Raw genomic sequence first — 23,374 nt, 5'->3', positions numbered from 1 at the left:
AGCGAGGTGGAACTCTATGGATTCACGGTCTGCGCTGACGCTGAGCATCGGGGTGCTCGGCGGGCTGGCGGTGGCGTTCACCGCGATGGTGGTCACCGTCCCCATCTGGGTGGTGTTCCTGGCATGGGCGTCGTTCTTCTTCGTCGGCGGCGGGCCGGCGGGTTGGGTGCGGTCGGTGGCGAGCAACCTGGTCGGTGTCGCCATCGCCTGCGGGAGCCTCTTTGCCGCCCATCTTCTCGGCGGAAGTCTGGCGGTCACCGCGATCGCCGTCGGGGTGGGCAGCGCGCTGATGGTGCAGGCGTCCTGGGTGGGGCTGTTGTCCACCACGCCCGCCGTGGTGGTGGGGTTCGCCTCCACGGTGTCGACCGTGGCGGGGACCGGGCAGTTGGTCACCGCCACGAGCATCTCGCATCCCGGCCTGGTGGCCGCATCTGCCTGCGTGCTGGGGGCGACCTTCGGAATCGTCTCCGAATACCTCGCCGCGGTGATGACAAGAACGGCGCCGACGGCTGCGGCCGGGCGCCCCGACACGGAAGGTGCGACGGCGTGAAACTGCAGCATCATCTGGGGGGTCTCGAAGGGCTGCCCCAACCGCTGAATCTGGAGAAGCGGGTTTTCGTCGAGGACTGGGAGAAGCGGATCTTCGGCATCCACGTCGCGATGATGGGTTTGAGCAATCATCTGGGGTCGGCATTGCCGGAGTATCCGATCGCCGACGTGCCGACCGCGTTCCGCGACGAATGGACGTGGGCCGACCTGCGGACCGGTGCGGAAGCGATGAATCCGTTCGACTACTTCAAGTTCCGCTACTACGAGAAGTGGCTCGGCGGCATCACGCAGTTCTTCATCGACAGGGGTTACGTGACCGAGGACGAGCTCCTCGAGTCCCTCGGCGCAGCCGGCACTCAGGCCGAAGACCCGTCGGGGCAGGCGATCGACGACCAGGTGATCGACTACCTGCGTCGCGGCGACAGCCCGCGCCGCGACGTGGCGCACCCGCGGTTCGGCGTCGGTCAGCAGGTGCGCATCACCGACGTTCCTGCGGGGGCGCACACCCGGCTGCCCGGCTATCTGCGGTCCCGCACCGGCACTGTGCGACGAATCTTCGAGGGCGACTACGGCTACTTCGTCCACACCGGGGACGGTATCGGTGATCCGATGCCGATCTACATCGTCGAGTTCGCCCCCGACGAGTTGTGGGGTCCGCGTGCGGAGCCGGGCGCCAACACCCTGTACGCCGAACTTTTCGAGGCATACCTGCAACCTGTCGAGGAGGATTCTCAATGACCGACCAGTTCGCCTACCCGGCCGACCGGGAGAAGTCCAGCGCCGACCGCGTCGCGGCGCTGGAGCGACTGCTGATCGAGAAGGGTGTCATCACCAGCCAGACCGTGGAGAAGGTGTTGTCCTACTTCGAATCCGAGATGACACCGCTGAACGGAAAGAAGATCGTCGTGAAGGCGTGGACGGATCCGGATTTCGCCGCGCGGGTGGTGATCGACACCCCGGCCGCACTGGCCGAACTCGATCTGCCCGAGGGGATGGCCGGCGCCGAAGGCGAACACCTGCAGGCCGTGGCGAACGGGCCGGGAGTGCACAACCTGGTGATCTGCACGCTGTGCTCGTGCTTCCCGTGGCCGGTGCTGGGGCTGCCGCCCTACTGGTACAAAGATCCGGTGTTCCGCGCCCGTGCCGCGCGCGAACCGCGCACAGTGCTCGCCGAGGTCGGGGTGGCTCTGCCGGACGACACCGAGATCAAGGTGTGGGACTCCAGCGGTCATTCCCGGTGGTTCGTCATCCCCGAAAGGCCCTCGCGCACCGAAGATCTGACGGATGACGAACTGATGGAGCTGGTCACCACCGAGTCGATGATGGGCGTGGCGCTCGCGGGGCAGCCGGTATGAAACTGCACAGCACCTGCACCACCGATCAGGCTGCCCCGTCCTTCGACCACGACTGGCAGCGCCGAGCCTTCGGGCTGGCCCTGGCGCTGTCGGAGTTCGGGCACTACCCGTGGAGTGACTTCCAGCAGAGCCTGATCGACACGATCGGTGCGTGGGAGGCGTCCGCGGAGACCGACCGCGGCGAATGGCAGTACTACGACCACTGGGTCACCGCGCTGGAAGACGTTGTGCAACAGCGAGAGCTGCTCACCAAACCCCTTGCTACCGACGACGGTGACCACGCGGTCTCCGACGACCACCATTGAACTCCCCACGAAAGGCACAGCGATGCACATCGAGCCAGGAATCGTCGAAGGCGCGAAGATCGTCCTCAGCTACGCCACAGCGGCCGGCGTCGGCGCCTATGCGCTGACCGCGATGGGCAAGCACGTCAAAGACCGCGGCGCAGGGTCTTTGATGCTGGGCGCAGCGGCGACCACCGCGCTGACACTCGTGTTCTTCCAGGTTCTCCCGCACTACCCGGTGGGGGTGTCCGAGGTGCACCTGATCCTGGGTTCCACGCTTTTTCTGCTGTTCGGCGCGGCGCCGGCGGCGTTCGGGCTCTCGCTCGGCCTCCTCATACAGGGCATGGCCTTCGCCCCGTTCGACCTTCCGCAATACGGCATGAACCTCACCACGCTGTTGGTTCCGCTGTTCGCGCTCCAGTACGTGGCGGGCAGGACGATCGCACCCGACACCCGCTACGTCGACCTCAAATACCGCCAAGCCCTTGCGCTTTCGGCCACCTACCAGGCCGGCATCGTGTCCTGGGTGGCGTTCTGGGCGCTCTACGGGGAGGGCTTCACGGCCGAAGCGGTCAGCAGTGTGGCGATCTTCGGGGCCGCCTACCTGCTGGTGATCATCGTCGAACCACTCGCCGACCTCGGTGTGCTGGCCGGCGCGAAGTCCCTGGAGCGGCTCAAGAACGGTGCATGGCTGGAGCCGCGGCTGTTCAACCCGGCGTGATTCACACCGGTGGCACCCGGTCGATCCACGGCGTCGCCCGCTCCAGCTGGGCCGCCAGCCGGATCAGCAGTGACTCACCGTCAAGCGGTGCGACGAACTGCACACCGAACGGCAGGCCGTCTGCGGTCCAGTGCAACGGCAGCGAAATCGCCGGGCGGCCGGTGATATTCGCCAACTGGGTGTACGGCACCCAGCCGAGGTTCTTGTCGACGATGTCGTCGACGAGCTTGGTGAAGCGCAGCAGGCTCGCGGTGCGCGTTTTGAGCAACACGTCCGAGGCTTTCTGCAACACCACCGGCAGGTCGAACTCACCAATGGTCGGCGGGGGAGTGGCCAGCGTCGGAGTCAGCAGCAGGTCGTACGACTCGAAGTAGGCGGTCAGACGCCGGGTGTGCTCGTGGCGGCGCTGCACCGCGTCGACGTAGTCGACGCTGCTGGTGGCGCGACCGATCGCGGCCAGGATCAGGGTATCCCGCTCGAAAGCGTCGTCTCCGGCGCCGGTGAGCCGCTTCGCATCCTCCAATTCCCAAGCGGTGTAGACGAACCAGGTCAGGAGAAAATCGCGGGCCAGTGCTGCGTCGTCGAACGGGGCCTGCGGTAGCTCCTCGACGTGGTGCCCGAGTTCGGTCAGCGTGCGCACGGTCGCCTCAACCGCGGCGAACGCCTCACGGTGCGGTGAAGGCGTGATCGCCGTCGGGACCCGTACCCCGATGTGCAGCCGGCCGGGATCTTGTCCGACGCAGGAAGCGAAGGGCGCGTTCGGGATTGCGGGTGCGAACGGGCCCCAGGGTTCGCCGCCGCTGATGACATCGAGCATCGCGGCGGTGTCGCGGACGGTGCGCGACACGACCCCCTGCACCGCCGATCCGTGCATCGACTCGCCGGTCTCCGGCCCCATCGGCGTCAGCCCGCGACTCGGCTTCAAGCCGACCAATCCGCAGCAGGCCGCCGGGATACGGATCGATCCGCCACCGTCGTTCGCGCCCGCGCACGGCACGATCCCCGCAGCGACGGCGGCAGCGGAACCGCCCGAGGACCCGCCCGGGGTGCGGCTGCGGTCCCATGGATTGCGCGCCGGACCCCATGCGACGGGTTCGGTGATTCCCTTGGCGCCGAATTCCGGGGTGTTGGTTTTACCGAAGATGACCAGGCCGGCGTCGATCCAGCGCTGCACGATCGTCGCGTGCTCGCGCGCCGGCGTCGACATCAGCGCGCGGGACCCGCGTGAACTGGGCACGCCTGCGTAGTCCTGCGCAAGGTCCTTGATCAGGAACGGCACGCCGGCGAACGGGCCGGGGGCCGCCGTGGCGGGGTCGGCCGCCACGTCGCGCACGATCGCGTTGATCCGCGGGTTCACCTCGGCAGCGCGGGCGCGCGCGACGGCCATCAACTCGTCGGCGCTCACCTGTCTGTCGGCCACCAGCTGAGCCAGGCCGGTCGCGTCCTGGGCGCGGTATTCATCAAAATCCACGACTCGACCGTAGCGTCCCCTGCTTTGCTGACGCCCGCGCCGCAGCTTTTTGACCGCCGCGCAAAATCCGCGGGAAAGCCACTCGGATGTTTGAGCATTGAGTTTGCTGAGCGTTTGGCTGGGTCAGCAAAGCCAATTATCGAGAGAAGCTAATTGAAGTTAGCCAACCCTATTGCTTCTTAGGGAACCCTCAGCTAAGTTTCGAGCGCGCCCAAGGGGGGCGATGACCAGTTCAAAAGGAGTATCCGTGCAACAAGCACTTCCGGTCGGGTTCGGCGTCGGGGCCCAGCCGAGGGCCGCCAAGTCGGCTTCGCGAGTAAACAAGTTCGTGGTGAGTGGCGCCGCGGTGGTTGCTGCCGGCGCCATTGCGGTGAACCCCGTGGCGCCGCTGCCGTCGGCGCCGGAGATCCGGCAGGCCGCCGTTGCGCTGACCGCCAACCCGGTGCTGGAGAACCCGCTGCTGGTCTGGCAGAACACCATCACCACCACGTTCACGCAGATCGGCGCCATCGGTTCGTCGCTGTGGAACACCCCGTTCCCGATCCTGAACCAGATCGGCGAGAACCAGCTCGGCCACCTCAAGACGATCTGGGGTATGACGGCCGAGCAGGCCGGCACCCGCCGCGGCACCGGTCTCGTCGGTACCGCCGAGGGTGTGCAGCGTTCACTGACCAACCTGCCGGTCCGGCTGCAGGCCGCGGCCGAGTTCCTCGGCCAGGGGCAGTTCACCGAGGCGCTGGTCGAGCTCAACACGTGGGGCCTGGTTCTGTTGGAGAACGTGGCGTTCCCGCTGACGTCGATCCTGACCATCCCGAAGGCGATGTTCGACGCGGTCGGCCGCGTGTACGACTCGCTGATCACCCGCGGCAACATCGTCACGATCTCCAAGGGCTTGATGTCCCCGCCGATCACCGCGTTCTTCGCCGCGATGAACGTCGCCGACACCGTGTTCGCGTCGATCAAGGAGGGCAACCTCAAGGATGCTTTCACCGCGCTGGTCAACGCCCCCGGTCTGATCACCGGTGCATTCCTCAACGGCTACAAGCCCTACTTCGGCCACGACGAGAACGGCGACCCGATTTACAGCCCGGAGAACTTCCCCGGTCTGTTCTCGGCCGGCGGCACCCTCGACGCACTGTTCGTCAAGCTGCCCCAGACGATCGCGGCGGCGCTGAAGAAGCCGGAACCGGTGCCCGCGGCGGCTTCTGCGCCGGACCCGACGCCGGCCCAGGCCGCGACGTTCACGTTCGATGTCGACGGCACCGAGGTCAACCTGGTCTCGACCGGCGACGAGGACGGGACCGGCACCGAGGCCGAACCTGCCACGGATACCGTGGACAGCGCGGTCGAGGCCGAGGTTCCCGCCACCGAACCCGAGGTGACCCCGGAGGCCGGGGAGCCCACCGAGGTGGTCGAGGACGAGGACGCCGAGGTGGTCGAGGACGACGATACGACGGGGGTCGAGGACGCCGGCCAGGCCGCCACCGATTCCGAGGCCGGCGGGGACGATGACGTCACCGGCGGCGAGGTCGAGGGTGCGGAGGTCGAGGGTGCGGAGTCCGAGTCGGGCTCCGGCGACGAGTGAGGTGCTGACACGAGCCGGCCCCCTGCCTCGGGCAGGGGGCCGGTTCCGTCTACTCGTCAGCCCTCCGAAGGCTTGTCGACCTCGTCCTCGGGAAGGGGCAGGGCCTCGGCACCCGGAGTCGCAGGCGCCAGCACGTCGGGTTCCTTGGCCGACTCGGACGTTACGTTTTCTTCCGAAGATGTCATGCCGACCCACATACCCCACGGTTGCCGCCGCTAATCCGGCTCGAGAACCTGCGGCGTCGTCGCCTGTACCCGGATCTGCAGCACGAGTATGCGAGGGTATATCGGATGGCGCGCCACGTTGCGCGAAAACCGTCGGCACCGACGGCCGCCGCCGACGCGGGGGCGCTCTACGAACACCTCGGCAAATGTGACGACATTGTCAGGGCGCTGAAGGCCTGGGAACCGGCGCAAGTGGAACTTGGCAACGCCGTCGTCGACCGCGCCGCGGCGCTGGGTAACCGGTCCCAGTTCGCGAATACCTGGACACCGGGCGATCCGGAGTTGCTGCCCGGCCTGTACGGTCCCGGCCGGTGATCAGCCGAGGCGGACCGATGTGCGGGGACGCGAGCAGCTCACGAACGCCGGCTGCGCAGCCTCGGCGGCACGGCGCTGTCGGCGCTCATCACGCACGATCCGGCGCTGCAGCAACCGTTCGTCGCGCGCGGAGATCGACCGATTGAGCTCGGCGAGGGCATCAAGCTGTTGCCAGCTGAGGCCGTCGAGGTCTCCCTCGGCGTCATGCGTGGCCACGACCACGCTGCCGCGCAACAGCGGGACGGTCTTGGCGGTGAAATCGGTGGTCGCCATCAGCAGTTCGGTGGCGATCTGGTTGGCGCGGCGTTGGCAGCCGCGGGCGGCCGGGCTGAACCAGAAGTCGAACTGGTTGTCGGCGCTGGTCAAGCAGTGCAGACCCTGATCCTGGATGAGCTTGTCGATGTCGGCTTTCGTGTAGGCGCGGGTTTCATACACGGCGCCGCTGGCGCTGAAGTACAGGACGGTATTCATGTCGATGATCCATTCGTTTCTTTCTCTGATGTTGTGAAGAGCGCTGACGTCACAGCGCTGTGACTGATGTTACCCATGTGACCAATGAGGCAAACTTCGATATCAATCCGGCCACGACATGTTTGGCCGACAGGCATAGCCTCGAGGGATGGCTGCGCTGCGATTCGGTATCTCGACGTTCGTCAACGACGACACCATCGACGCGGTGTCCCTTGCCCGCGCGGTGGAGGACCGAGGCTTCACGTCACTGGCGGTCGCCGAGCACACCCACATTCCGGCCAGCCGGGAGTCGCCGTACCCGGGGGGCGGCGAGCTGCCGGCGGTGTACTACCGGACCCTGGATCCGTTCGTCACCTTGGCGGCCGCGGCCGCCGTCACCTCCACCATCGAGCTGGTCACCGCGATAGCCCTGCTCATCCAGCGAGACCCGATCACGACGGCCAAGGAAGGGGCCAGTCTTGACGTCCTGTCCCACGGCCGCTTCGTGTTCGGCGTCGGCGCGGGCTGGAACATCGAGGAGCTGCGTCACCACGGCACCGACCCGAAGACGCGAGGCGCGCTGCTGGACGAACGGATTGAGGCCATCAAAGTCTTGTGGACTGCCGACCCTGCCGAATACCACGGCAGGTATGTCAACTTCGACGCGTCCTACATGCGACCCAAGCCGGTGCGCAAGCCGCACCCGCCCATCCTGATCGGCGGCGACTCCGACGCGACCGTCAAACGGATCATCAGACACGAGGCCGGCTGGATCGCCAACCCGCTGCCGGTCGAGCGGCTGAAGAAGCGCATCGACCAGCTTCGCGAAGGTGCCCGGCACGAGGTGCCGTTGTCGACGTTCGGCACCCCGGTCGATCCCGAGTACTGGCGTGCCACAGAGGAACTGGGCTTCAGCGAGCTGCGATTGCTGCTCCCGACCACGTCGCGCGACGAGTCGCTGAGGCTGCTCGACGAGTATGCCGAGCAGGTGGCCCGCTACCGGGGCTGAGGCCCGCTCAGCGCTCGATCGTCTCGTACCGCTGCGCGACCGCGACCAGCTCGTCGCGGACCGCCGAATGCGGCATCGACGCAATCCGTGCGTAGAGGCGCCGCCGATCACGAGCGATCTGGCGGGCGGCACGGTACTGCGCGAGAGACATGGCGGGGGCTCCTGATTCTTGTGATTGGGGGTCCGGGCAACGAGGATCGCCCGTCGGCCGGACATCTCCCATGGTCCGTGTTACGGGCACGTTAATCAAACCGCTGACCTGTGATTTCGGGTACAGAGACGGCCGTCACAGCCGTCCGGCGTCCAGCACCCGAAGCACCACCGCACCCTCGTCGTCGGACGCCTCGAGGTCCACCTCGACCTCGATACCCCAGTCGTGATCCCCGGCCGGATCGTCGAGGATCTGCCGCACCCGCCACACGTCGCGCTGCCGGTCGAAGATGAGCAGCGCCGGCCCGCGCGCGTCGGGGCCGGTTCCGACGTCGTCGTGCTCGTCGAAGTACTCGTCCCCGACGTCCTGCCAGCGCGCCGCGGTCCACCCGGACCCCGCGTCGAGGGCTCCGAGCTCGTCCCAGCGCTCGCGGGCGAACAGCTCGACCCGGCGGAACAGTGCGTTGCGGATCATCGCGGTGAACGCCCGCTCGTTGGCGGTCAGCGGTCGTGGGCGCGCCGGCACCGCCACCGGGGCGTCCATCCTTTGATCCGGCCTCGTGAGCTGTTCCCACTCGTCGAGCAGACTCGAATCGACCTGGCGCACAAGCTCACCGAGCCACTCGACGATATCGGTCAGCTCCTCTGTGCGCGCCGCCGCCGGCACGCCCGACCGCAGGGCCTTGAACGCATCGGACAGATAGCGCAGTACCGCGCCCTCGGAACGGGTCAGCCCGTACACGCTGACGTACTCGCGGAAGGTGAAGGCCCGCTCCCACATCTCCCGCACGACCGACTTCGGCGACAGCTTCCCGTCGGCGGCCCACGGATTGCTCTGCAGGTACACCTCGTACGCGTGCTCCAGCAGCTCGGCCAGCGGCTTGGGGTAGGTGACGTCATCGAGCAGTTCGATCCGCTCGTCGTATTCGATGCCGTCAGCCTTCATCTGCGCGACCGCTACACCTCTGGCCTTGTTCAGCTGCGCGGCCAGGATCTGCCGGGGATCCTCCAGCGTCGCCTCGATCACTGAAACGACGTCCCGGGCATAGCTTTCCGCGTTCGCGTCGAGCAGGCCGATCGCGGCCAGCGCGAATGTCGAGAGCGGCTGATTGAGTGCGAAGTCGGGAGGCAGGTCGACGGTGAGCCGGTATCGCCTCCCGTCGGGTTCCGGTTCGGCGAGCCGCTCCACGACGCCGGCCTGGATCAGCGAGCGCGCGATCCCGACAGCTTCCCGGATCAGGCGCAGCTGCCGGTTGCGCGGTTCGTGGTTGTCGGTGAGCAGCCGGCGCATCGCCTCGAACGGATTGCCGGGGCGGTCCACCACGTCGAGGATCATCGCCGTAGTCACCCGCATGTGGCTGGTCAACGGTTCCGGCGCGGCGTCGACCAGCCGCTTCATCGTCGCCTCGCTCCACGGCACCATGCCCTCGGGTGCCTTGCGACGCACCAGTTTCCGGCGTTTCTTCGGGTCGTCGGCCACTTTGGCGAACTGTTTGAGGTTCTCCACCTCGTGATCGGGCGCTTGCACCACGACGGTGCCCGCGGTGTCGAATCCGGCCCGGCCCGCGCGACCGGCGATCTGGTGGAACTCGCGGGCGTTGAGCAGCCGCGTGCGGGTGCCGTCGTACTTGGACAGTGCCGAGAACACCACCGTGCGGATCGGGACGTTGATCCCGACGCCGAGAGTGTCGGTGCCGCAGATGACCTTGAGCAGTCCGGCCTGCGCCAACTGCTCGACGAGGCGCCGGTACTTGGGCAGCATGCCGGCGTGATGCACCCCGATGCCGTGCCGGACCAGCCGCGACAGCGTGGACCCGAACGCCGAGGAGAAACGGAACGCACCGATCATGTCGGCGATCGCGGCCTTCTCGGCTTTGGTGCTGACGTTCACGCTCATCAACGCCTGCGCCCGTTCCAGCGCCGAGGCCTGGGTGAAGTGCACGACGTAGATCGGGGACTGCTTGGTGTCGACGAGTTCCTGGATCGTCTCGTGCATAGGGGTGGTCGCATAGGAGAAGTACAGCGGGACCGGGCGTTGCGCGTTGGCGACCAGCGCGGTCGTCCGCCCGGTGCGCCGGGTGAGATCCTCCCGCAGGTACGTCACGTCACCGAGCGTCGCCGACATCAGCAGGAACTGCGCGCGCGGCAGCTCCAGCAGCGGCACCTGCCACGCCCAGCCGCGGTCGAGATCGCCGTAGAAATGGAACTCGTCCATCACGCACAACCCGATATCGGCGTCGGGTCCCTCACGTAGCGCGATGTTGGCCAGGATCTCCGCGGTGCACGCGATGATCGGCGCGTCCGCGTTGACCGCGGCGTCGCCGGTCAGCATGCCGACATTGGCCGCCCCGAACACGTCGCACAGCGCGAAGAACTTCTCACTGACCAGCGCCTTGATCGGGGCGGTGTAGTAGCTGCGCCGGCCGGCGCCCAGGGCCGCGTAGATCGCACCCGTCGCGACCAGTGACTTGCCCGACCCGGTCGGGGTGGCCAGGATCACGTTGGCGCCGCTGACCAGCTCGATCAGTGCCTCCTCTTGCGCCGGGTACAGCGCGGTGCCATTGGTCTCGGCCCACGCGGAGAACGTGGTGAACAAGGCGTCGGCGTCGTCGCCGAGGGCACGCAGGGCGGACAGGTCTTCGATCAGCGCGGACATCGGGGTCCAGCCTGCCAGGTTTGCCGAAGGCCGCCGCCGTCAATAGCCCTTCCATGGCGGGGTTCGGTGATGTCCTCGAGTGGGTCAAACACGAGGTTTCTGCGCGCGTGCCGAAGGCTGATCTCGATCAGCGCGACGCCGACTACATCCGCGAGCAGCTCCCGGGGCTCTGGCTGCTGGCCTCGCTGTACTTCCGTGCCGACGTCCGCGGCCTCGACCGTATCCCGCCCGACGGCCCGGTGCTGCTGGTCGGCAACCACAGCGGCGGGAACCTGCCGCCCGACACCTTCGTGTTCACGTTGGCGTTCTGCTCCTACTTCGGCGTGGAGCGCCCGTTCTTCCAGCTGGCCCACAACCTGGTGGTCTCCATGCCCGGTCTCGGCTCGCTGCGCAAGTTCGGCACCGTCGCCGCCAACCACGACAACGCCACCCTCGCGCTGACGTCCGGCGGTGCGCTGCTGGTCTATCCGGGCGGCGACTACGAGGTTTTCCGGCCGTCCTGGAAGCGGCACGAGGTCGACTTCGGCGGTCGCAAGGGGTATGTGAAGCTGGCCCGCGAAGCCGGTGTGCCGATCGTCCCGATCGCCAGCGTCGGCGGCCAGGAGGCGGCGCTGTTCCTCGACCGTGGACAGTGGCTGGCCAGGTTGCTGATGGTGGACAAGATCGCCCGGCTCAAGAGCGTCCCGATACTGTTAGCTCCCCCGTGGGGACTGGCCGTCAGCGACATGGTGCCGAGACTGCCGCTGCCGACGAAGATCACCATCGAGGTGCAGGACCCGATCGCGCCCGACGAGATCGCCGCCGGAGACGACGACACCATCCACACCAAGGTCGAGGGTGCGCTCCAGTCGGCGGTCGACCGGCTGGCCTCCGAGCGACGCTTCCCGGTGATCGGTTAAGGGGGCAGGCGGATGCGGCTGCAGCGAAGCGTCATCATCGACGTCGATCCGCACATCGTGTGGAAGCACGTCAGCGACCCCGGCTGCTACCCGGAATTCATGGCCAGCCTGGAGCGGTGGGAGATCATCACCGAGGGGCCGGTCGGTGTGGGGTCCCGCTACACCGTGCACTGGAAAGTCGGCTCCGTCCCGATCGGCGGGGTTATCGAGGTCACCGAGTTCGACGAGGCCCGCGACCTCGCGTTCATCGGCATCACCGGCGTGGGGTTACGCGGCCGGTTCCGACTGCGGGAGAACGGCCCGGGTCGGACCAAGGTGACATTTCGGCTGTCCTATGAGGCGCCCGGCGGACTGCTGGGCCTGATTGCCGACCGGGTGGCCTCGCGGCAGGTCGGCCGCATCATGGACAAGACCGTCAAGAACCTCAAAGCCCTTACCGAGAGTTGACCTTCACGATCAAAAGAGTGCCAGCGCCTCCGCGATCATCCGATGGCCCTGACGCTCGAATGTCTCATCGCCCACGTGATGTGCCCAGACGGCGGTGCCGATCGCTTCGTGCAGGGCCGACATCCGCCATTGCTCGGGGTGCCGGGGGTCGTCACCGTATCCGGCGAAGAACGCGGCTTCCAGCCGGGGGTCGTCCCGCCAGTGCCGCGCGGCGAGCCGACAGAAGTCGGTGATCGCGGGCCGCCACGCGAAACGGCCGAAGTCGATGACCTTGATTGTGCCCCTTGTGACGCCCCCGTCGACGATCCAGTTCCTCGGTTGCCAGTCACCGTGGGTGGGCACGACGACCACCTCCCGCGGCCGGTACCCCTCAGGATGCTGCGCAGCCGCGTGGCGATGTGCTGCGGGATCCGATGGGGCTCGCCGAGCCAGCTCAACGATTTCGTCACGGCGGCCGCTTCCCAGTCGGGATCGGTGCGTCGAGCCTGACCGTGGAATACCCGGGCCAACCTTCCCGCCTGCCGGTACGTCTCGGCGGCGAATTCAGCGTCGGAGCCCGACACCAACGACCCGTCCAGGTACCGCACGACGAGAAGGTTCGCCGTGCGGTCACAGTGCAACAGCTCGGCGGCGTGTCCGGTCGCGGCCAGGCATCCGGTGAACCCCTCGAAGGCGGTGATCTCGCGGCCGATGTGGTGATTCTGCGCTCCGCCGGCCTTGACCACCACCCTGCCGCGTTCGGAGTCCACGTCGAGGACGACGGTATCGACGAGTCCCCAACTCAGATCGCGGCGCAGACGCGCACCGGGGAGCCAGCGGGCCAGGCGTGCGGCCTGCTCGTCGGTGAGCCGTCCGCGATGCCACGACTGCACAGCCATGTCAGCGCCGCGGAGGCGGGAAGTACATCTCCTGGCGCACCGTGCACACCAGCTCGCCAGAGCGGTTGAACATCGTCCCGCCGGCGAGCGCAAGCGTGTCGGTGCTGCTGGGCGAGGACTGGTCGTAGAGCAGCCAGTCCGACAGGTCCGCCGCGGCGTGGAACCACACCGAGTGGTCACGCTGAGCCGCAGCCGAGATCCCGCCGCGCGCGGCATAGGCCGGTTCGGTCAGCGTGACCGCCGACAGATACGCCACCAGCGACGCCGTCAGCGCCGGGTCGTCAGGGACCGCACCGTCGGGCCGCCACCAGATCAGCGAGCGGGCAGGTGGGTCGGTGTCGGCGTCGACGATGCGCCGCTCGAACCAACGCAGGCTGGCCCACATGCCCTTGCTGACACCGTCGGACTCCGCGAAATGCGGAGACACCCGCGGAAACGAATCTGGTTGTGCCACAACGGGACACGGCGGCTGGTAGGTGACCCCGGCCGGGGTCGGCGACTTGAACGACGACATCGCCTCCAGCAGGATCTCCTCACCCTGGCGGGCGGTCACCCGTCGCGCCGAAAACGTGCGCCCCTCTTGCAGACTCGTCACCTCGAAGGCGACGGGCAGCCGGGCGTCACCGGGGCGCAGGAAATAGGTGTGCACGCTGTGGGGCGTGCGGTCCCCAGCGGTGAGGCTGGCCGCCAACAGTGCTTGGGCGCAAATGTGGCCGCCCAGAATGTGGTTGGCGGGAGCGGGCAGCTGCGCGCCGACGAACGACGTCGCGCCGGCCCGGTCGAGCTGCATGGAGGCGAGCACATCGCCCAGCGAAGAGGACACGCAGGTATCTTGCCTAACAGCTGCGCAGCGTCATCAAGGTGATCTCGCTCGGCGCGAAGACCCGGAACGGCGGACCCCAGAACCCGGTGCCCCGGCTCGTGTACAGCTGAGTCCGCTCGCCGTGCGTGCTCAGTCCGTGCACCACCGGCTGTTCGAGCCGCACCAGGAAATTGAACGGCCAGATCTGACCACCGTGGGTGTGCCCCGAGATCTGCAGATCGACTCCGCCGCGCACGGCATGCGTGACCTGCTTGGGCTGATGGGCCAGCAGCAGCACCGGAAGTGAAGGGTCGGCGCCGGCCAGCGCGGTGTCGAGGTCCGCGCCGTGGCCACGGATGCCCGAGCCCGACGCGGTGGCGTCGTCGATGCCCGCGACGACGAGCCGGTCACCGTCGCGCTCCACCACCACGTGCCGGTTGTGCAGCACCTCCCAGCCGATGCGGTCCATGTAGTCGAGCCAGCCCTGGGCTTCGCTGAAGTACTCGTGGTTGCCGGTCACGTAGACGCGGGCCGATGCGGCGCGCACCGACGCCAGCGGCGCGGCCTGGGCGTCGCGCGTCGCCGCTGTCCCGTCGGCGATGTCACCGACGTGGCAGATCACATCGGCTTCGAGGGTGTTGACCCGCTCCACCACACCCGCCGACCAGCGGGCACGGTTGATCGGCCCGTAGTGGGTGTCGGTGATGATCACCACCCGCAGGCCGTCCAGCCCGAGACCGAGCCTCGGGAGCGTCACGTCGAGCCGCTTGACCCGCGGCACCCGCATCGCCTCGAAGTGACCCCAGCCCAGCAGCACCACGGTCACGGCCACCACCACGACGGTGGCGATCCGCGACCGGGTCGGGTCGGCGACGCCGCCGGCCCACAGCAGCAGCTCGAGCAGCTGACCCAGCACCGACCAGGTGAACAACACCCAGATCGCGCCCAGCAGCGCGTCGCCGGCCGCGGCAGCGCCGTCGCGCCGTGTGCGGCCGTGCCCCAGGCGCATCAACAGCGGCAGCGCGGCGAACGCGGCGACGAACCCGAGCGTGCCCGCGGCCACGCCGGCCACCGGCCACGCCGCCCCGCCGAGCACCAGCGTCGACCACGGCACCCCGAACAGCAGCAGCATGATCGCCAGCACCACCGCCACGCGGCGCCAGCGACCGGGGGAGCGGCGCCGCGGGTGGGCGGCCTCTTCAACTGCGTCGGCCGGGACGTCGGACATCTCTCGAAAGTACCGACGGCCGGCTTCCGCGCCGCTCCACCGCAGTGTTGAATGTCCCGAGGAGGTTTACAGATGAGTGCAGTTTCGTTAATCACCGGTGGCGCGGGTGGCATGGGCACGGCCACCGCCCGACTCGTCGGTGAGGACCACGCGGTGGTCCTGGCCGACGTCCGGCAGGACCGGCTCGACGCTGCGGCAGCCGAGCTGACCGGGCGCGGGGTCGACGTGCACGCGGTCAACTGCGATGTCACCGACCGGGACGCCGTCGAACGGCTGTTCACGACGGTGGCGGGCCTCGGCACGCTTACGTCGGTCATCCACACGGCCGGGGTGAGCCCCAGCATGGGCGACGCCGAGTACGTGATGCGGACCAACGCGTCGGGCACCGTCAACGTCGGGGAGGTTTTCTTCACGATGGCCGGAGAGGGCGCCGCGCTGGTCAACGTGGCCTCGATGGCGGCGCACCTGGTGCCGGCCGAACTGATCCCCACCGCAACCTTCCCGCTGGCATTGCAGGACCCCGACGCGTTCCTGACCGAGATGCTGCGGGCCTGCGAGCTCGCTCCCGAGGAAGCCCGGTCCGGTCTCTCCTATGCGTTCAGCAAGGCCTTCGTCCGCTGGTACAGCAGTTCGCAGGCCGAGCGGTTCAACACCCGCGGCCTGCGCGTCGTGTCGGTGTCGCCGGGTTCGGTCGACACGGAGATGGGCCGGCTCGAAGAGCAGGCCGGCGCCGGTGCCCTGGTCGCCGACGCTGCGGTCCCGCGCTGGGGCAAGCCGGAGGAGATGGCGGCTCTGCTCGCGTTCTGCGCCAGCTCCAAGGCCGGCTATCTGACCGGCACCGACATCCTCAACGACGGCGGCGTGGTGGCCTCCATGACCGAAAGAGCGCGACTGGCCGCAGGTTAGGATGGCCGCGTGCGCAGCCACGGGTGGGGCGGTAACACGCCCGCCTCCGACGAGGAGGCGATCGACCGCATCCTAAACGCCGCGGACACCATCATCGCCGACCGCGGATCGGCGATGCGCATCGCCGACGTGGCACGTGAACTCGCCGTGACCCGGCAGACCGTGTACCGGTACTTTCCGAGCACCGACGCGCTGTTGATGGCCTGCGCGATGCGGTCCGCCGACGGATTCCTCGACCGGCTCGCCGCGCACCTGAGCGGGTACACCGATCCTGCCGCCGCGATGGTCGAGGGTGTTGCGTACGCCGTCGAGGCGCTGGCCCACGACGACACGATCGAGTTCCTGTTCCACCAGCGCGGCCGCGGCGGCGCGGTCCCGTCGATCACCTCCGACACCGCCCGCGCGTTCGGCCGGGCGCTGCTGCACCGTCTCGACGTCGACTGGGAAGCACACGGTTTCGACGAAATCGCCCTCGATCAGCTCGCCGAGTTCGGGCTGCGCTCGATTCACTCTCTGCTGCTGGACCCCGGCAGTCCACCGCACGCCGGCACGGAACTGCGCACCTTCCTGTCCCGCTGGCTGGGGCCCGCCGCCGCGTCGCCGCGCGGCCGGCGTTCGGTGGCATCGGTGAGCGGCGGTCGTGGACAATCGGCAGGATGAGTTGCTGCCAGCACAACGGTGTGGGGGGCGCAGGGGACACCGCGTTCACCGTAGACGCGTCACGGATCACTTTCGGGCGAGGCTGCCTGCGTGAGGCCGGTGACCGGGTCAACGCGCTGGGCGTCGCGCGGGTCGCGTTGTTCACCGACCCGACGGTCGCCGAGCTGGAGATCTTCGACACGGTGCAGCGGTCCCTGCGGGGCGCCGGCATCGACATCGTCGCCTACACCGACGTCCGGGTCGAACCCACCGACGAATCCTTTAAGCAGGCAGCGGAATTCGCGACCGAGGTGGCCGCGGACGGTTACGTGTCCGTCGGCGGCGGTTCGGTCATCGACACCGCCAAGGCGGCCAACCTCTACGCCAGTCACCCCGCCGACTTCCTGGAGTACGTCAACGCCCCGGTCGGCGCCGGCGCCGCGGTTCCGGGCCCGCTGAAGCCGCACCTCGCGTGCCCGACCACCTCGGGCACCGGCAGCGAGGTCACCGGCATCGCGATCTTCGACCTGCTGTCGATGGCGGCCAAGACCGGCATCGCCTCACCGGCGCTGCGCCCCACCGAAGCACTGGTCGACCCCGACTGCACCGACACCCTGCCCGCAAACGTGGTGGCCTGCAGCGGCCTCGACGTGCTCTCCCACGCGCTGGAGTCCTACACCGCGCGGCCCTATCACCGCCGCGCCGCACCCGGCAGACCCAGCCAGCGGCCGATGAGCCAGGGCGCCAACCCGTGGAGCGACCTGGGCAGCGTGGAGGCGCTGCGACTGCTCGGCCGGTACCTGCAGCGGGCCGTCACCGACGGCGCCGACCGGGAGGCCCGCGAGCAGGTGATGTGGGCGGCGACGCTGGCGGGTATCGCGTTCGGCAACGCGGGAGTGCACATCCCGCACGCGATGGCCTACGCCGTGGCCGGGCAGGTGCGCGGGTTTCACCCCGACGGCTACCCTGGCGACGAACCCCTTGTGCCGCACGGGATGTCGGTGATCCTGAACGCGCCCGCGGCGTTCCTGGCCACCGCGCCGCTGGACCCGCCGCGGCACCTCGACGCGGCAGCGCACCTCGGGGCGGACACTGCCGGGGCCGCGCCCGACGACGCCGGGACCGTGCTGGCCGACCACCTCGTGACGATCATGCAGGCGGTCGGGATGCCCAACGGTCTGGCCGGTGTCGGCTACTCCCAGGCCGACGCCGACGCCCTCGCCGAGGGTGCGTGGCCCCAGCAGCGACTCCTCGGCAACGCCCCGCTGGATGTCGACAAGGCATTGCTGGCCAACACTTTCCGGCACGCGATGAGCTACTGGTGAGCGAACCGACGGCGCCCGTGACCCACCGCATCGCCGACTACCGGTACTTCGTGCCGATCACCACCCGGTGGATGGACAATGACGTCTACGGCCATGTCAACAACGTGACGTACTACAGCTACTTCGACACCGTGGCGAACCACTTCCTGATCCACGAAGGCGGCCTGGACATCCACACCGCACCGGTGATCGGCCTGGTGGTGGAGTCGAAATGCGCGTACCTGGCCCCGGTGGCCTACCCGGATGACCTGCGGGCCGGGTTGCGGGTGGACAGGCTCACCAACCGTTCGGTGACCTACGGCGTGGCGATCTTCACGGCCACCGGCGAGGACGCGGTGGCGTATGGTCACTTCGTCCATGTCTTCGTCGAACGTCAACGGCGGCAAGCAGTTCCGATCCCGGACCGGATACGGTCGGCGCTGACGGCGCTGGTGGTCAGCCAGGAGCCAGGGTGATCGTCACGGCAGCTAATCTAACCCGCCGGAGCCGGTGTCGCGGTGATGAGATCGGCGACCTGGGCGGCGGTGCGCGCAGTCGCCGGATCATCGGCGGGGGCGTACCGGTCGGCCGCGGCATCGTATCGGGCACCGGCGATGTCGCCGTGGTCGGCGTCGAGCTCCCGCAGCCGCACGGGCCAACCGGAATTCTGCAGCGACGCGGCGAACGTCCGGCTCGCCGATAGGGGAACGACGTCGTCGGCGGTGCCATGGAGCAGCGTGAACGGTGTCCGCGCCGCCGGGTTCTCAAGCTGTGCGGTGACGTCTGCGCCGGAGATCGGGTCGCGTGCCATGAAGGCCCCCGCCAGGCACACGGTGTGCGTAAGTGCGACGCCGTGGCTCTCGGCGGCCACGGTGAGGCCGGCCGCCGCGACACCGCCGAGTGACCAGCCCGCCAGCGTGAGCGGCTCCCGGCTGCGCGACCACGAGGAGGCAAACCGAGCGGACTCCAGCAGATCCGTTCGTCCGCCGTCGGGGCCGTGCGAATCCCAGTCCGGGACAACCACACTCCGGCCCCGCTCGGCGAGAAGACCCGCGAGCACCCGGACGGTGGCCCGCGCGTCGGTCTGGGTGCCGTGCCAGAGCAGCACCGTCGGCGCCGCCGGGTCGCCGTACAGGTCGACCGCGCGCCCCGGCGCGTACTCCGCGGTTTCCATCACGCATTCCCCGCGGCACTCGCCAGCGCCCGAAGTGTCTCCGCGGCAGTGAAGGTGGGCTGCCATCCCAGTTGCTCCCTGGCCTTGGTGGTGTCCATCACCACGGAGGTGCGGCCGGCGTGCAGCCATTCCAGGATCGACGGGACGAACGGCAACCGCGCGATCACCTCGGAGGTGGCGGTGGCCGCGGCGTGCGGGACCTTCACCGGCCTGGCGCCGAGCGCGTCACCCACGGTCGACATGGACAGCACGCCCTCGCCGGCGATGTTGTACGCCCCCGGCGGCGCCGAGTCGGTGGTGACCGCAGCGGCGATCGCCGAGGCAACGTCGTCGTGGTGCACCAGTTGCAGCGGGGTGCCGGGGTCGGGGAAGGGCGGCTTGAGCAGCGGCAGCGCCTGCGTGACCCGCCGCACCGTCCCGGGAAGCTGGTTCCAGGGCATCGCGTCGGCCAGCGCGGTCGCCTTGGGGCCCGCGACGATGCACGGGCGCAGGATGTACACCTGAAGCGACGACCCGATGGTTACCTCGGCCAGCACCGCCTCGCACGCGGCCTTCTGCTCGGAGTAGTAGTGCTCCGGTGAGCCGCGCGTCGGGACGTCCTCGGTGATCGGGACCGGGTTGTCGGAGTGGTAGCCGTAGGCGGCGACCGACGAGGTGTAGACGAGTCGCCGGACGCGGGGTTCGGCGACGGCGGCCTCGAAGACGTTGCGGGTGCCCTGCAGATTCACCCGCGCGCTCTCGTCCCGCGAACCCATGATGATGAACGCGAGGTGGACCACCGTGTCCGCGTCGGCGACCAGCGCGTGCACCGCGTCGCGGTCGAGGATGTCGCCCTGCCGGTAGGTGGTCTTGGTCCAGCCGTGCTCGGCCGGGTCGAAAGGCCGGCGGGCCATCCCGACGATCGACTCCACGTCAGGGTGGTCCTCCAGAGCGGAGATGGTGGACAGGCCGATCTCCCCGGTGGGACCGGTCACCGCGACGCGCACAGACATGCCCGTGAGTTTCCCGGATCGGCTGTGGCAAAACGGCGTCAGCCGATGTCGGACTCGCCGGGCTCCTGTTGCGCCGCAGGGGTGGTGAGGAAGTTGAGCAGACCGGTGATGTCGAGGATCCGCTCGAGCTGCGCCGGCCGCTGGTCGAGGTGCAGGTGCAGGCCGGCGGTGGCGGTGCGCCTGTAGATCAGCACCAGGGAGGACAGTCCGGCCGAATCGCAGAAGGCCAGATCGGTGAAGTCCAAGTGGAGATCGGTGAGCCCGGAGGCCCGGCGCAGCACCTCGGAAACCGTGTCCAGCAGCAGCGGGGTGGAGCCGTAGTCGAGGTCTCCGGCGATGCGGACGCGGGCCGCCTGGTCGGCGGTGTGGACGGTGAGGGTGAGTTTCATGCGGAGAGTGAGGGGTTGTCGGTGGGAACGTGATGGACGGATGCGTGCGCGGCTTTGAGCAGGCGCTGGGCACGCGGGAACTCGGGCAGGTGCCCGGCGAGTGATTCGAGAGCGGGTAGCAGCGAAACCGCCGGCACGCCGCGGGCGGTCAAGATGTCGGCGGTCCAGGTGATGAACCCGACGAACAGTTCGTCGTCGTCGACGTACAGCGCGGTGGTGAGGAATTCGACGATGTGGGCGATGTCCTCGAGGGTGTGCTGGCGCTGCGCCTCGGTGTAGTCGCGCATTGCCGGGAAGCGGTCCTCCAGATCCCGGACCGTGGTCGCGATCAACTGCGCGCTGTTATCCCGGACCATCGTGTACTCCTGGTCCACCAGGTGGGGCAGGTCGTCGACGGGTTGGTGGGTGGCGGTGACCGGGACCGGGCGCAGGCCGTCCCCGAGCAGGGCGGCCGCGCTGCGGGCGTCCGCGGCCCACGCGTCGGCGCCGAGGCGGCGGGCGAAACGCCCGTCCGCGCCGAACGCGGCGCCGCCGGCGAGCACGGCCACACCGGCGGCCTGGCATGCGGTGATCGCGGCGTGCGCGGTGGGCAGCCGGGTCGGGATCATGCAGGACAGTGCGACCGCATCGGGGCCGTGCTGGTGCAGGTGGGCGATCAGATGCGGGGTGGGGACCTGGGCGCCGAGGAAGTCGACGTGCCACCCGCGCAGCTTCAGCACCTCGGCGAGCAGGCGCGCCGGCAGGGCGTGCCATTCGCCGTCCACGCAGGCCACTGTCACCCGGCCGGCGCCGCCGCTGGATGCGCAGGCCGGATGGTTTGACAGCGCGGCGATCGCGCGGTCGTTGATCGCGGTCGCGGCGTGCTCCTGGGCGACGGTGATGCGGTTGGCCGCCCATTCGGCGCCGACCCGACGCTGCACCGGCGCGATGACGTCGAGCAGCACCTCTTCGCCCGTCATACCGTCGTCGACCGCGGCCAGCACGACCGACGACGCGGTGTACTCGTCACCGTCGAGCGCCGCAGCCCAGAGTTGTTCACGGGCGCGAGAGGTGCGGTCGCTCACGCGGTGTACCTCCCAGCGGTGTGACCGTCGACCGCGCTCAGATGCGTGCGGCGCGGCGCGGTGATGGCGACCACGGCGATGTCGTCGTGGGCGCGGTGACTCACCCACTGGCTGGTGAGCATCATGACGCGCTCGACGACGGCCTCGGCGGGCAGACCCGCGCATTCCGCCAGCACTGTGGACAACCGCTCCTCGCCGAACATGTCGGTGCCGAGCGGTCCGCCGCGGGCCTCGGTGACGCCGTCGGTGTAGAGCAGGCAGGTCTCGCCGGGGGCCAGGGTGGTTTCCACGGTGCGGGCCTTGATCTGCGGCATCACGCCGACCAGCGTGCCGCGGGTGTCGGCCTCCTCCACACGGCCGTCGGTGCGCACGATCAGCGGGGCCAGATGTCCGGCACAGGTCAGACGCAGCACCACCTGCCCGTCGCGGCGCGACACCGAGGCCATCACCAGCGTGACGAACCGGGTGCTCTCCACCGAGAGCAACGCACTGTTGAGCAGCTTGAGTACCCCGGCGTGGTCTTCGGCCAGCGGTGCCAGCGCCATCAGCGTGTTGCGGATCTTGCCGGTCAGCACGGCGGCTTCGAGTCCCTTGCCGCAGACGTCGCCGAGGACCACCAGCGTCTCGTCCTCGGGCGTGGCCCCGACGTGCACGTCGTAGAAGTCACCGCCGATGGCCTCATGGTCTTCCGAAGCGCGGTAGCCGCCGGCGAGCTCGACGCCCTCAAGGCGGTGCAGGCGGGGCGGCAGCAGCTCCTCCATGAGGGTGCGCGTGATCGCGGACTGCTCGGCGTAGAGCCGAGCCGCCGACAGCGCCGCACCGGCGCGGGCCGCGAACAGCCGGGCGAACACCTCTTCGCCCTCACTGAACGCCGTCTGCGAGGAGCGCCGCAACAGGACCAGCGCCCCGGCCGGGACGCCGTGACCGGGCAGCGGGGTGATCACCACGGAGCCGACCGGACCTGGAAAGTCTTCGGGCACAAGCCAATCGGGAACGGATGTGGGGTCGATCCACCGCGACGGGACCGGTGGGAATCCGCGCAGGGCTTCGGAGAGCCCGGCCACGTCGGCGGGGTCGGCCTCGACGCCGCGGTGCGCCGCGGCGCCGTCGGGCCCGCTGCACACGACGGGGACGCGCCCACCGGAGCTGGGGGCGACGAGGACAGCGGCGTCGGCGAGGTGGCGTGCGGCCATCTGGACGGTCGCCTCCATGCAACGGTCGATGTTCAGCGAGGCCATCAGCACCGCGGACGCATCGTCGAGGAACGCCGCGCGTTCCCGTTCCACCGTCAGCGCCTGCCGTGCTTCCCGGGCCGAGCGGGCGGAATCTTCGACCAGCCACCAGGCGACCTCGCCACCGGGCAACGTCGTCGGGTGCGCCTCGAACTCCCGCCCGTCCACACTTCCGGACACTTTGGCCAGGCGCTGATGCGCGCCTGCCAGCCATGCCGGTGCCACGTCTTCGAGCGCACCGCCGGAGATGAGCTCCGGCAACACGGTTCGCGCGGATTCACTCGAGGTCCGGACCATTCCGGCCCCGTCGACCACGAGCACCGGGTGGGGAACCGATCCCCAGGCTGCGTCGTACTCCGAGGCGATGTCCAGGGGTGTGCTCTCCCCCATAGTGCCTCCTCACACAGACCGAACGAAGTCGGCCATCTTCCGACCTTAAGCAGTCGGGCGGGCAATGTCGACTCGCGGTTCTCAGGACACCGGCTTTCGCGACCGTCAATCACGGTGGCCACTGCTATCCATTCAGCGAAATTGGTTCTGTGCGTTGAGGTCCCGAATTCACGGCATGACCTGCGGCTGTAACGGGCTCGCCGGGGGCGTCGATACACAGGCGGTCGTCGACTTGCCCGGCACGCTCTCATCGACGTTGCA

The 23,374-nt window shown here is 68.8% G+C and carries 27 protein-coding genes; 14 read left to right on the top strand and 13 right to left on the bottom strand.

All coding sequences use genetic code 11. The features are described 5' to 3' along the window. Positions 1-16 precede the first annotated feature (16 nt). From KXD97_RS06640 to KXD97_RS06620, 5 genes are read left to right on the top strand one after another with little or no spacing between them, the layout of a single operon-like run. A complete protein-coding gene (locus KXD97_RS06640; protein WP_260755973.1) occupies positions 17-550 on the top strand; it encodes a DUF1097 domain-containing protein in 534 nt (177 codons plus the stop codon). Next, complete coding sequence (nthB, locus tag KXD97_RS06635; protein ID WP_260755972.1) at positions 547-1,287, top strand: nitrile hydratase subunit beta; 741 nt, start codon at positions 547-549, stop codon at positions 1,285-1,287. Before KXD97_RS06640 ends, nthB begins: the two co-directional genes overlap by 4 nt. Beyond that, positions 1,284-1,904 carry a nitrile hydratase subunit alpha gene (gene nthA, locus KXD97_RS06630; RefSeq protein ID WP_260755971.1) on the top strand — a complete coding sequence of 207 codons (621 nt, stop codon included), beginning with the start codon at positions 1,284-1,286 and terminating at the stop codon, positions 1,902-1,904. Before nthB ends, nthA begins: the two co-directional genes overlap by 4 nt. Continuing rightward, positions 1,901-2,209 carry a nitrile hydratase accessory protein gene (locus KXD97_RS06625; RefSeq protein WP_260755970.1) on the top strand — a complete coding sequence of 103 codons (309 nt, stop codon included), beginning with the start codon at positions 1,901-1,903 and terminating at the stop codon, positions 2,207-2,209. The genes nthA and KXD97_RS06625 overlap by 4 nt, the downstream gene beginning before the upstream one ends. Before the next feature lie 22 nt (positions 2,210-2,231). Next, positions 2,232-2,909, top strand: coding sequence for an energy-coupling factor ABC transporter permease (locus KXD97_RS06620; protein ID WP_260755969.1), 678 nt, complete (start codon positions 2,232-2,234; stop codon positions 2,907-2,909). Between the two features lies 1 nt (position 2,910). Here KXD97_RS06620 and KXD97_RS06615 read toward each other — a convergent pair whose 3' ends face one another. After that, the gene (locus tag KXD97_RS06615) at positions 2,911-4,380 is read right to left on the bottom strand and encodes an amidase (RefSeq protein ID WP_260755968.1); all 1,470 of its coding nucleotides are present in this window, start codon (positions 4,378-4,380) and stop codon (positions 2,911-2,913) included. 247 nt (positions 4,381-4,627) lie between these two features. On the opposite strand from KXD97_RS06615, the gene KXD97_RS06610 reads away from it, so the two are divergent. Next, positions 4,628-5,965: a hypothetical protein gene (locus KXD97_RS06610; RefSeq protein WP_260755967.1), complete on the top strand. Its 1,338-nt coding sequence runs from the start codon at positions 4,628-4,630 to the stop codon at positions 5,963-5,965. A gap of 56 nt (positions 5,966-6,021) precedes the next feature. Here KXD97_RS06610 and KXD97_RS06605 read toward each other — a convergent pair whose 3' ends face one another. Next, the gene (locus KXD97_RS06605; RefSeq protein ID WP_260755966.1) at positions 6,022-6,150 is read right to left on the bottom strand and encodes a hypothetical protein; all 129 of its coding nucleotides are present in this window, start codon (positions 6,148-6,150) and stop codon (positions 6,022-6,024) included. Between the two features lie 105 nt (positions 6,151-6,255). Here KXD97_RS06605 and KXD97_RS06600 point away from each other — a divergent pair, with 105 nt between their 5' ends. Beyond that, positions 6,256-6,504 (top strand): hypothetical protein, encoded by a 249-nt coding sequence (locus KXD97_RS06600; protein ID WP_260755965.1) that lies wholly within the window; start codon positions 6,256-6,258, stop codon positions 6,502-6,504. On the opposite strand, the gene KXD97_RS06595 is transcribed toward KXD97_RS06600, so the two are convergent. Further along, positions 6,505-6,975 (bottom strand): hypothetical protein, encoded by a 471-nt coding sequence (locus tag KXD97_RS06595; RefSeq protein ID WP_260755963.1) that lies wholly within the window; start codon positions 6,973-6,975, stop codon positions 6,505-6,507. It abuts the gene before it with no gap. Between the two features lie 157 nt (positions 6,976-7,132). On the opposite strand from KXD97_RS06595, the gene KXD97_RS06590 reads away from it, so the two are divergent. Then, positions 7,133-7,963 (top strand): LLM class F420-dependent oxidoreductase, encoded by an 831-nt coding sequence (locus KXD97_RS06590; RefSeq protein ID WP_260757866.1) that lies wholly within the window; start codon positions 7,133-7,135, stop codon positions 7,961-7,963. A gap of 7 nt (positions 7,964-7,970) precedes the next feature. On the opposite strand, the gene KXD97_RS06585 is transcribed toward KXD97_RS06590, so the two are convergent. Together KXD97_RS06585 and KXD97_RS06580 are read right to left on the bottom strand one after the other, a co-directional pair. Continuing rightward, positions 7,971-8,114: a hypothetical protein gene (locus KXD97_RS06585; protein WP_260755962.1), complete on the bottom strand. Its 144-nt coding sequence runs from the start codon at positions 8,112-8,114 to the stop codon at positions 7,971-7,973. A 135-nt stretch (positions 8,115-8,249) separates the two neighbouring features. Next, on the bottom strand, positions 8,250-10,769 hold the full coding sequence (locus KXD97_RS06580) for an RNA helicase (RefSeq protein WP_260755961.1): 2,520 nt from the start codon (positions 10,767-10,769) through the stop codon (positions 8,250-8,252). 53 nt (positions 10,770-10,822) lie between these two features. Between KXD97_RS06580 and KXD97_RS06575 the strand changes: the two genes are divergently transcribed. After that, positions 10,823-11,668, top strand: coding sequence for a lysophospholipid acyltransferase family protein (locus KXD97_RS06575; RefSeq protein WP_260755960.1), 846 nt, complete (start codon positions 10,823-10,825; stop codon positions 11,666-11,668). Positions 11,669-11,680: 12 nt separating this feature from the next. Further along, entirely contained in the window at positions 11,681-12,115 is a 435-nt protein-coding gene (locus KXD97_RS06570; protein WP_260755959.1) for an SRPBCC family protein, read from the top strand. Between the two features lie 9 nt (positions 12,116-12,124). Here KXD97_RS06570 and KXD97_RS06565 read toward each other — a convergent pair whose 3' ends face one another. From KXD97_RS06565 to KXD97_RS06555, 3 genes are all read right to left on the bottom strand, one after another. Beyond that, on the bottom strand, positions 12,125-12,547 hold the full coding sequence (locus KXD97_RS06565; RefSeq protein ID WP_260757865.1) for a phosphotransferase family protein: 423 nt from the start codon (positions 12,545-12,547) through the stop codon (positions 12,125-12,127). Positions 12,548-12,994: 447 nt separating this feature from the next. Beyond that, positions 12,995-13,816: an acyl-CoA thioesterase II gene (locus KXD97_RS06560; protein WP_260755958.1), complete on the bottom strand. Its 822-nt coding sequence runs from the start codon at positions 13,814-13,816 to the stop codon at positions 12,995-12,997. Between the two features lie 13 nt (positions 13,817-13,829). Continuing rightward, positions 13,830-15,023: a metallophosphoesterase gene (locus KXD97_RS06555; protein WP_260755957.1), complete on the bottom strand. Its 1,194-nt coding sequence runs from the start codon at positions 15,021-15,023 to the stop codon at positions 13,830-13,832. Between the two features lie 72 nt (positions 15,024-15,095). On the opposite strand from KXD97_RS06555, the gene KXD97_RS06550 reads away from it, so the two are divergent. The 4 genes from KXD97_RS06550 to KXD97_RS06535 all read left to right on the top strand — a co-directional run bounded on the left by KXD97_RS06550 (position 15,096) and on the right by KXD97_RS06535 (position 18,348). Next, positions 15,096-15,929, top strand: coding sequence for an SDR family oxidoreductase (locus tag KXD97_RS06550; RefSeq protein WP_260755956.1), 834 nt, complete (start codon positions 15,096-15,098; stop codon positions 15,927-15,929). Between the two features lie 9 nt (positions 15,930-15,938). Further along, on the top strand, positions 15,939-16,589 hold the full coding sequence (locus KXD97_RS06545; protein ID WP_260755955.1) for a TetR/AcrR family transcriptional regulator: 651 nt from the start codon (positions 15,939-15,941) through the stop codon (positions 16,587-16,589). Continuing rightward, a complete protein-coding gene (locus KXD97_RS06540) occupies positions 16,586-17,893 on the top strand; it encodes a hydroxyacid-oxoacid transhydrogenase (RefSeq protein ID WP_260755954.1) in 1,308 nt (435 codons plus the stop codon). Before KXD97_RS06545 ends, KXD97_RS06540 begins: the two co-directional genes overlap by 4 nt. Before the next feature lie 71 nt (positions 17,894-17,964). Then, positions 17,965-18,348 carry a thioesterase family protein gene (locus KXD97_RS06535; protein ID WP_260757864.1) on the top strand — a complete coding sequence of 128 codons (384 nt, stop codon included), beginning with the start codon at positions 17,965-17,967 and terminating at the stop codon, positions 18,346-18,348. Between the two features lie 17 nt (positions 18,349-18,365). Here KXD97_RS06535 and KXD97_RS06530 read toward each other — a convergent pair whose 3' ends face one another. The 5 genes from KXD97_RS06530 to KXD97_RS06510 are packed head-to-tail and all read right to left on the bottom strand — an operon-like array spanning position 18,366 to position 23,113. After that, positions 18,366-19,046 carry an alpha/beta hydrolase gene (locus KXD97_RS06530; protein WP_260755953.1) on the bottom strand — a complete coding sequence of 227 codons (681 nt, stop codon included), beginning with the start codon at positions 19,044-19,046 and terminating at the stop codon, positions 18,366-18,368. Further along, a complete protein-coding gene (locus KXD97_RS06525; protein ID WP_260755952.1) occupies positions 19,046-20,038 on the bottom strand; it encodes an NAD-dependent epimerase/dehydratase family protein in 993 nt (330 codons plus the stop codon). Before KXD97_RS06525 ends, KXD97_RS06530 begins: the two co-directional genes overlap by 1 nt. 38 nt (positions 20,039-20,076) lie before the next feature. Further along, positions 20,077-20,427, bottom strand: coding sequence for an STAS domain-containing protein (locus KXD97_RS06520; protein WP_260755951.1), 351 nt, complete (start codon positions 20,425-20,427; stop codon positions 20,077-20,079). Further along, entirely contained in the window at positions 20,424-21,491 is a 1,068-nt protein-coding gene (locus tag KXD97_RS06515) for a B12-binding domain-containing protein (RefSeq protein ID WP_260755950.1), read from the bottom strand. The genes KXD97_RS06520 and KXD97_RS06515 overlap by 4 nt, the downstream gene beginning before the upstream one ends. Next, complete coding sequence (locus KXD97_RS06510) at positions 21,488-23,113, bottom strand: PP2C family protein-serine/threonine phosphatase (protein WP_260755949.1); 1,626 nt, start codon at positions 23,111-23,113, stop codon at positions 21,488-21,490. The genes KXD97_RS06515 and KXD97_RS06510 overlap by 4 nt, the downstream gene beginning before the upstream one ends. Positions 23,114-23,374: the final 261 nt, after the last annotated feature.

Origin of the sequence: Mycobacterium sp. SMC-8 (assembly GCF_025263565.1) — a bacterium.
Lineage (GTDB): Bacteria > Actinomycetota > Actinomycetes > Mycobacteriales > Mycobacteriaceae > Mycobacterium.
This window is presented reverse-complemented; position numbering and strand designations above follow the sequence as displayed.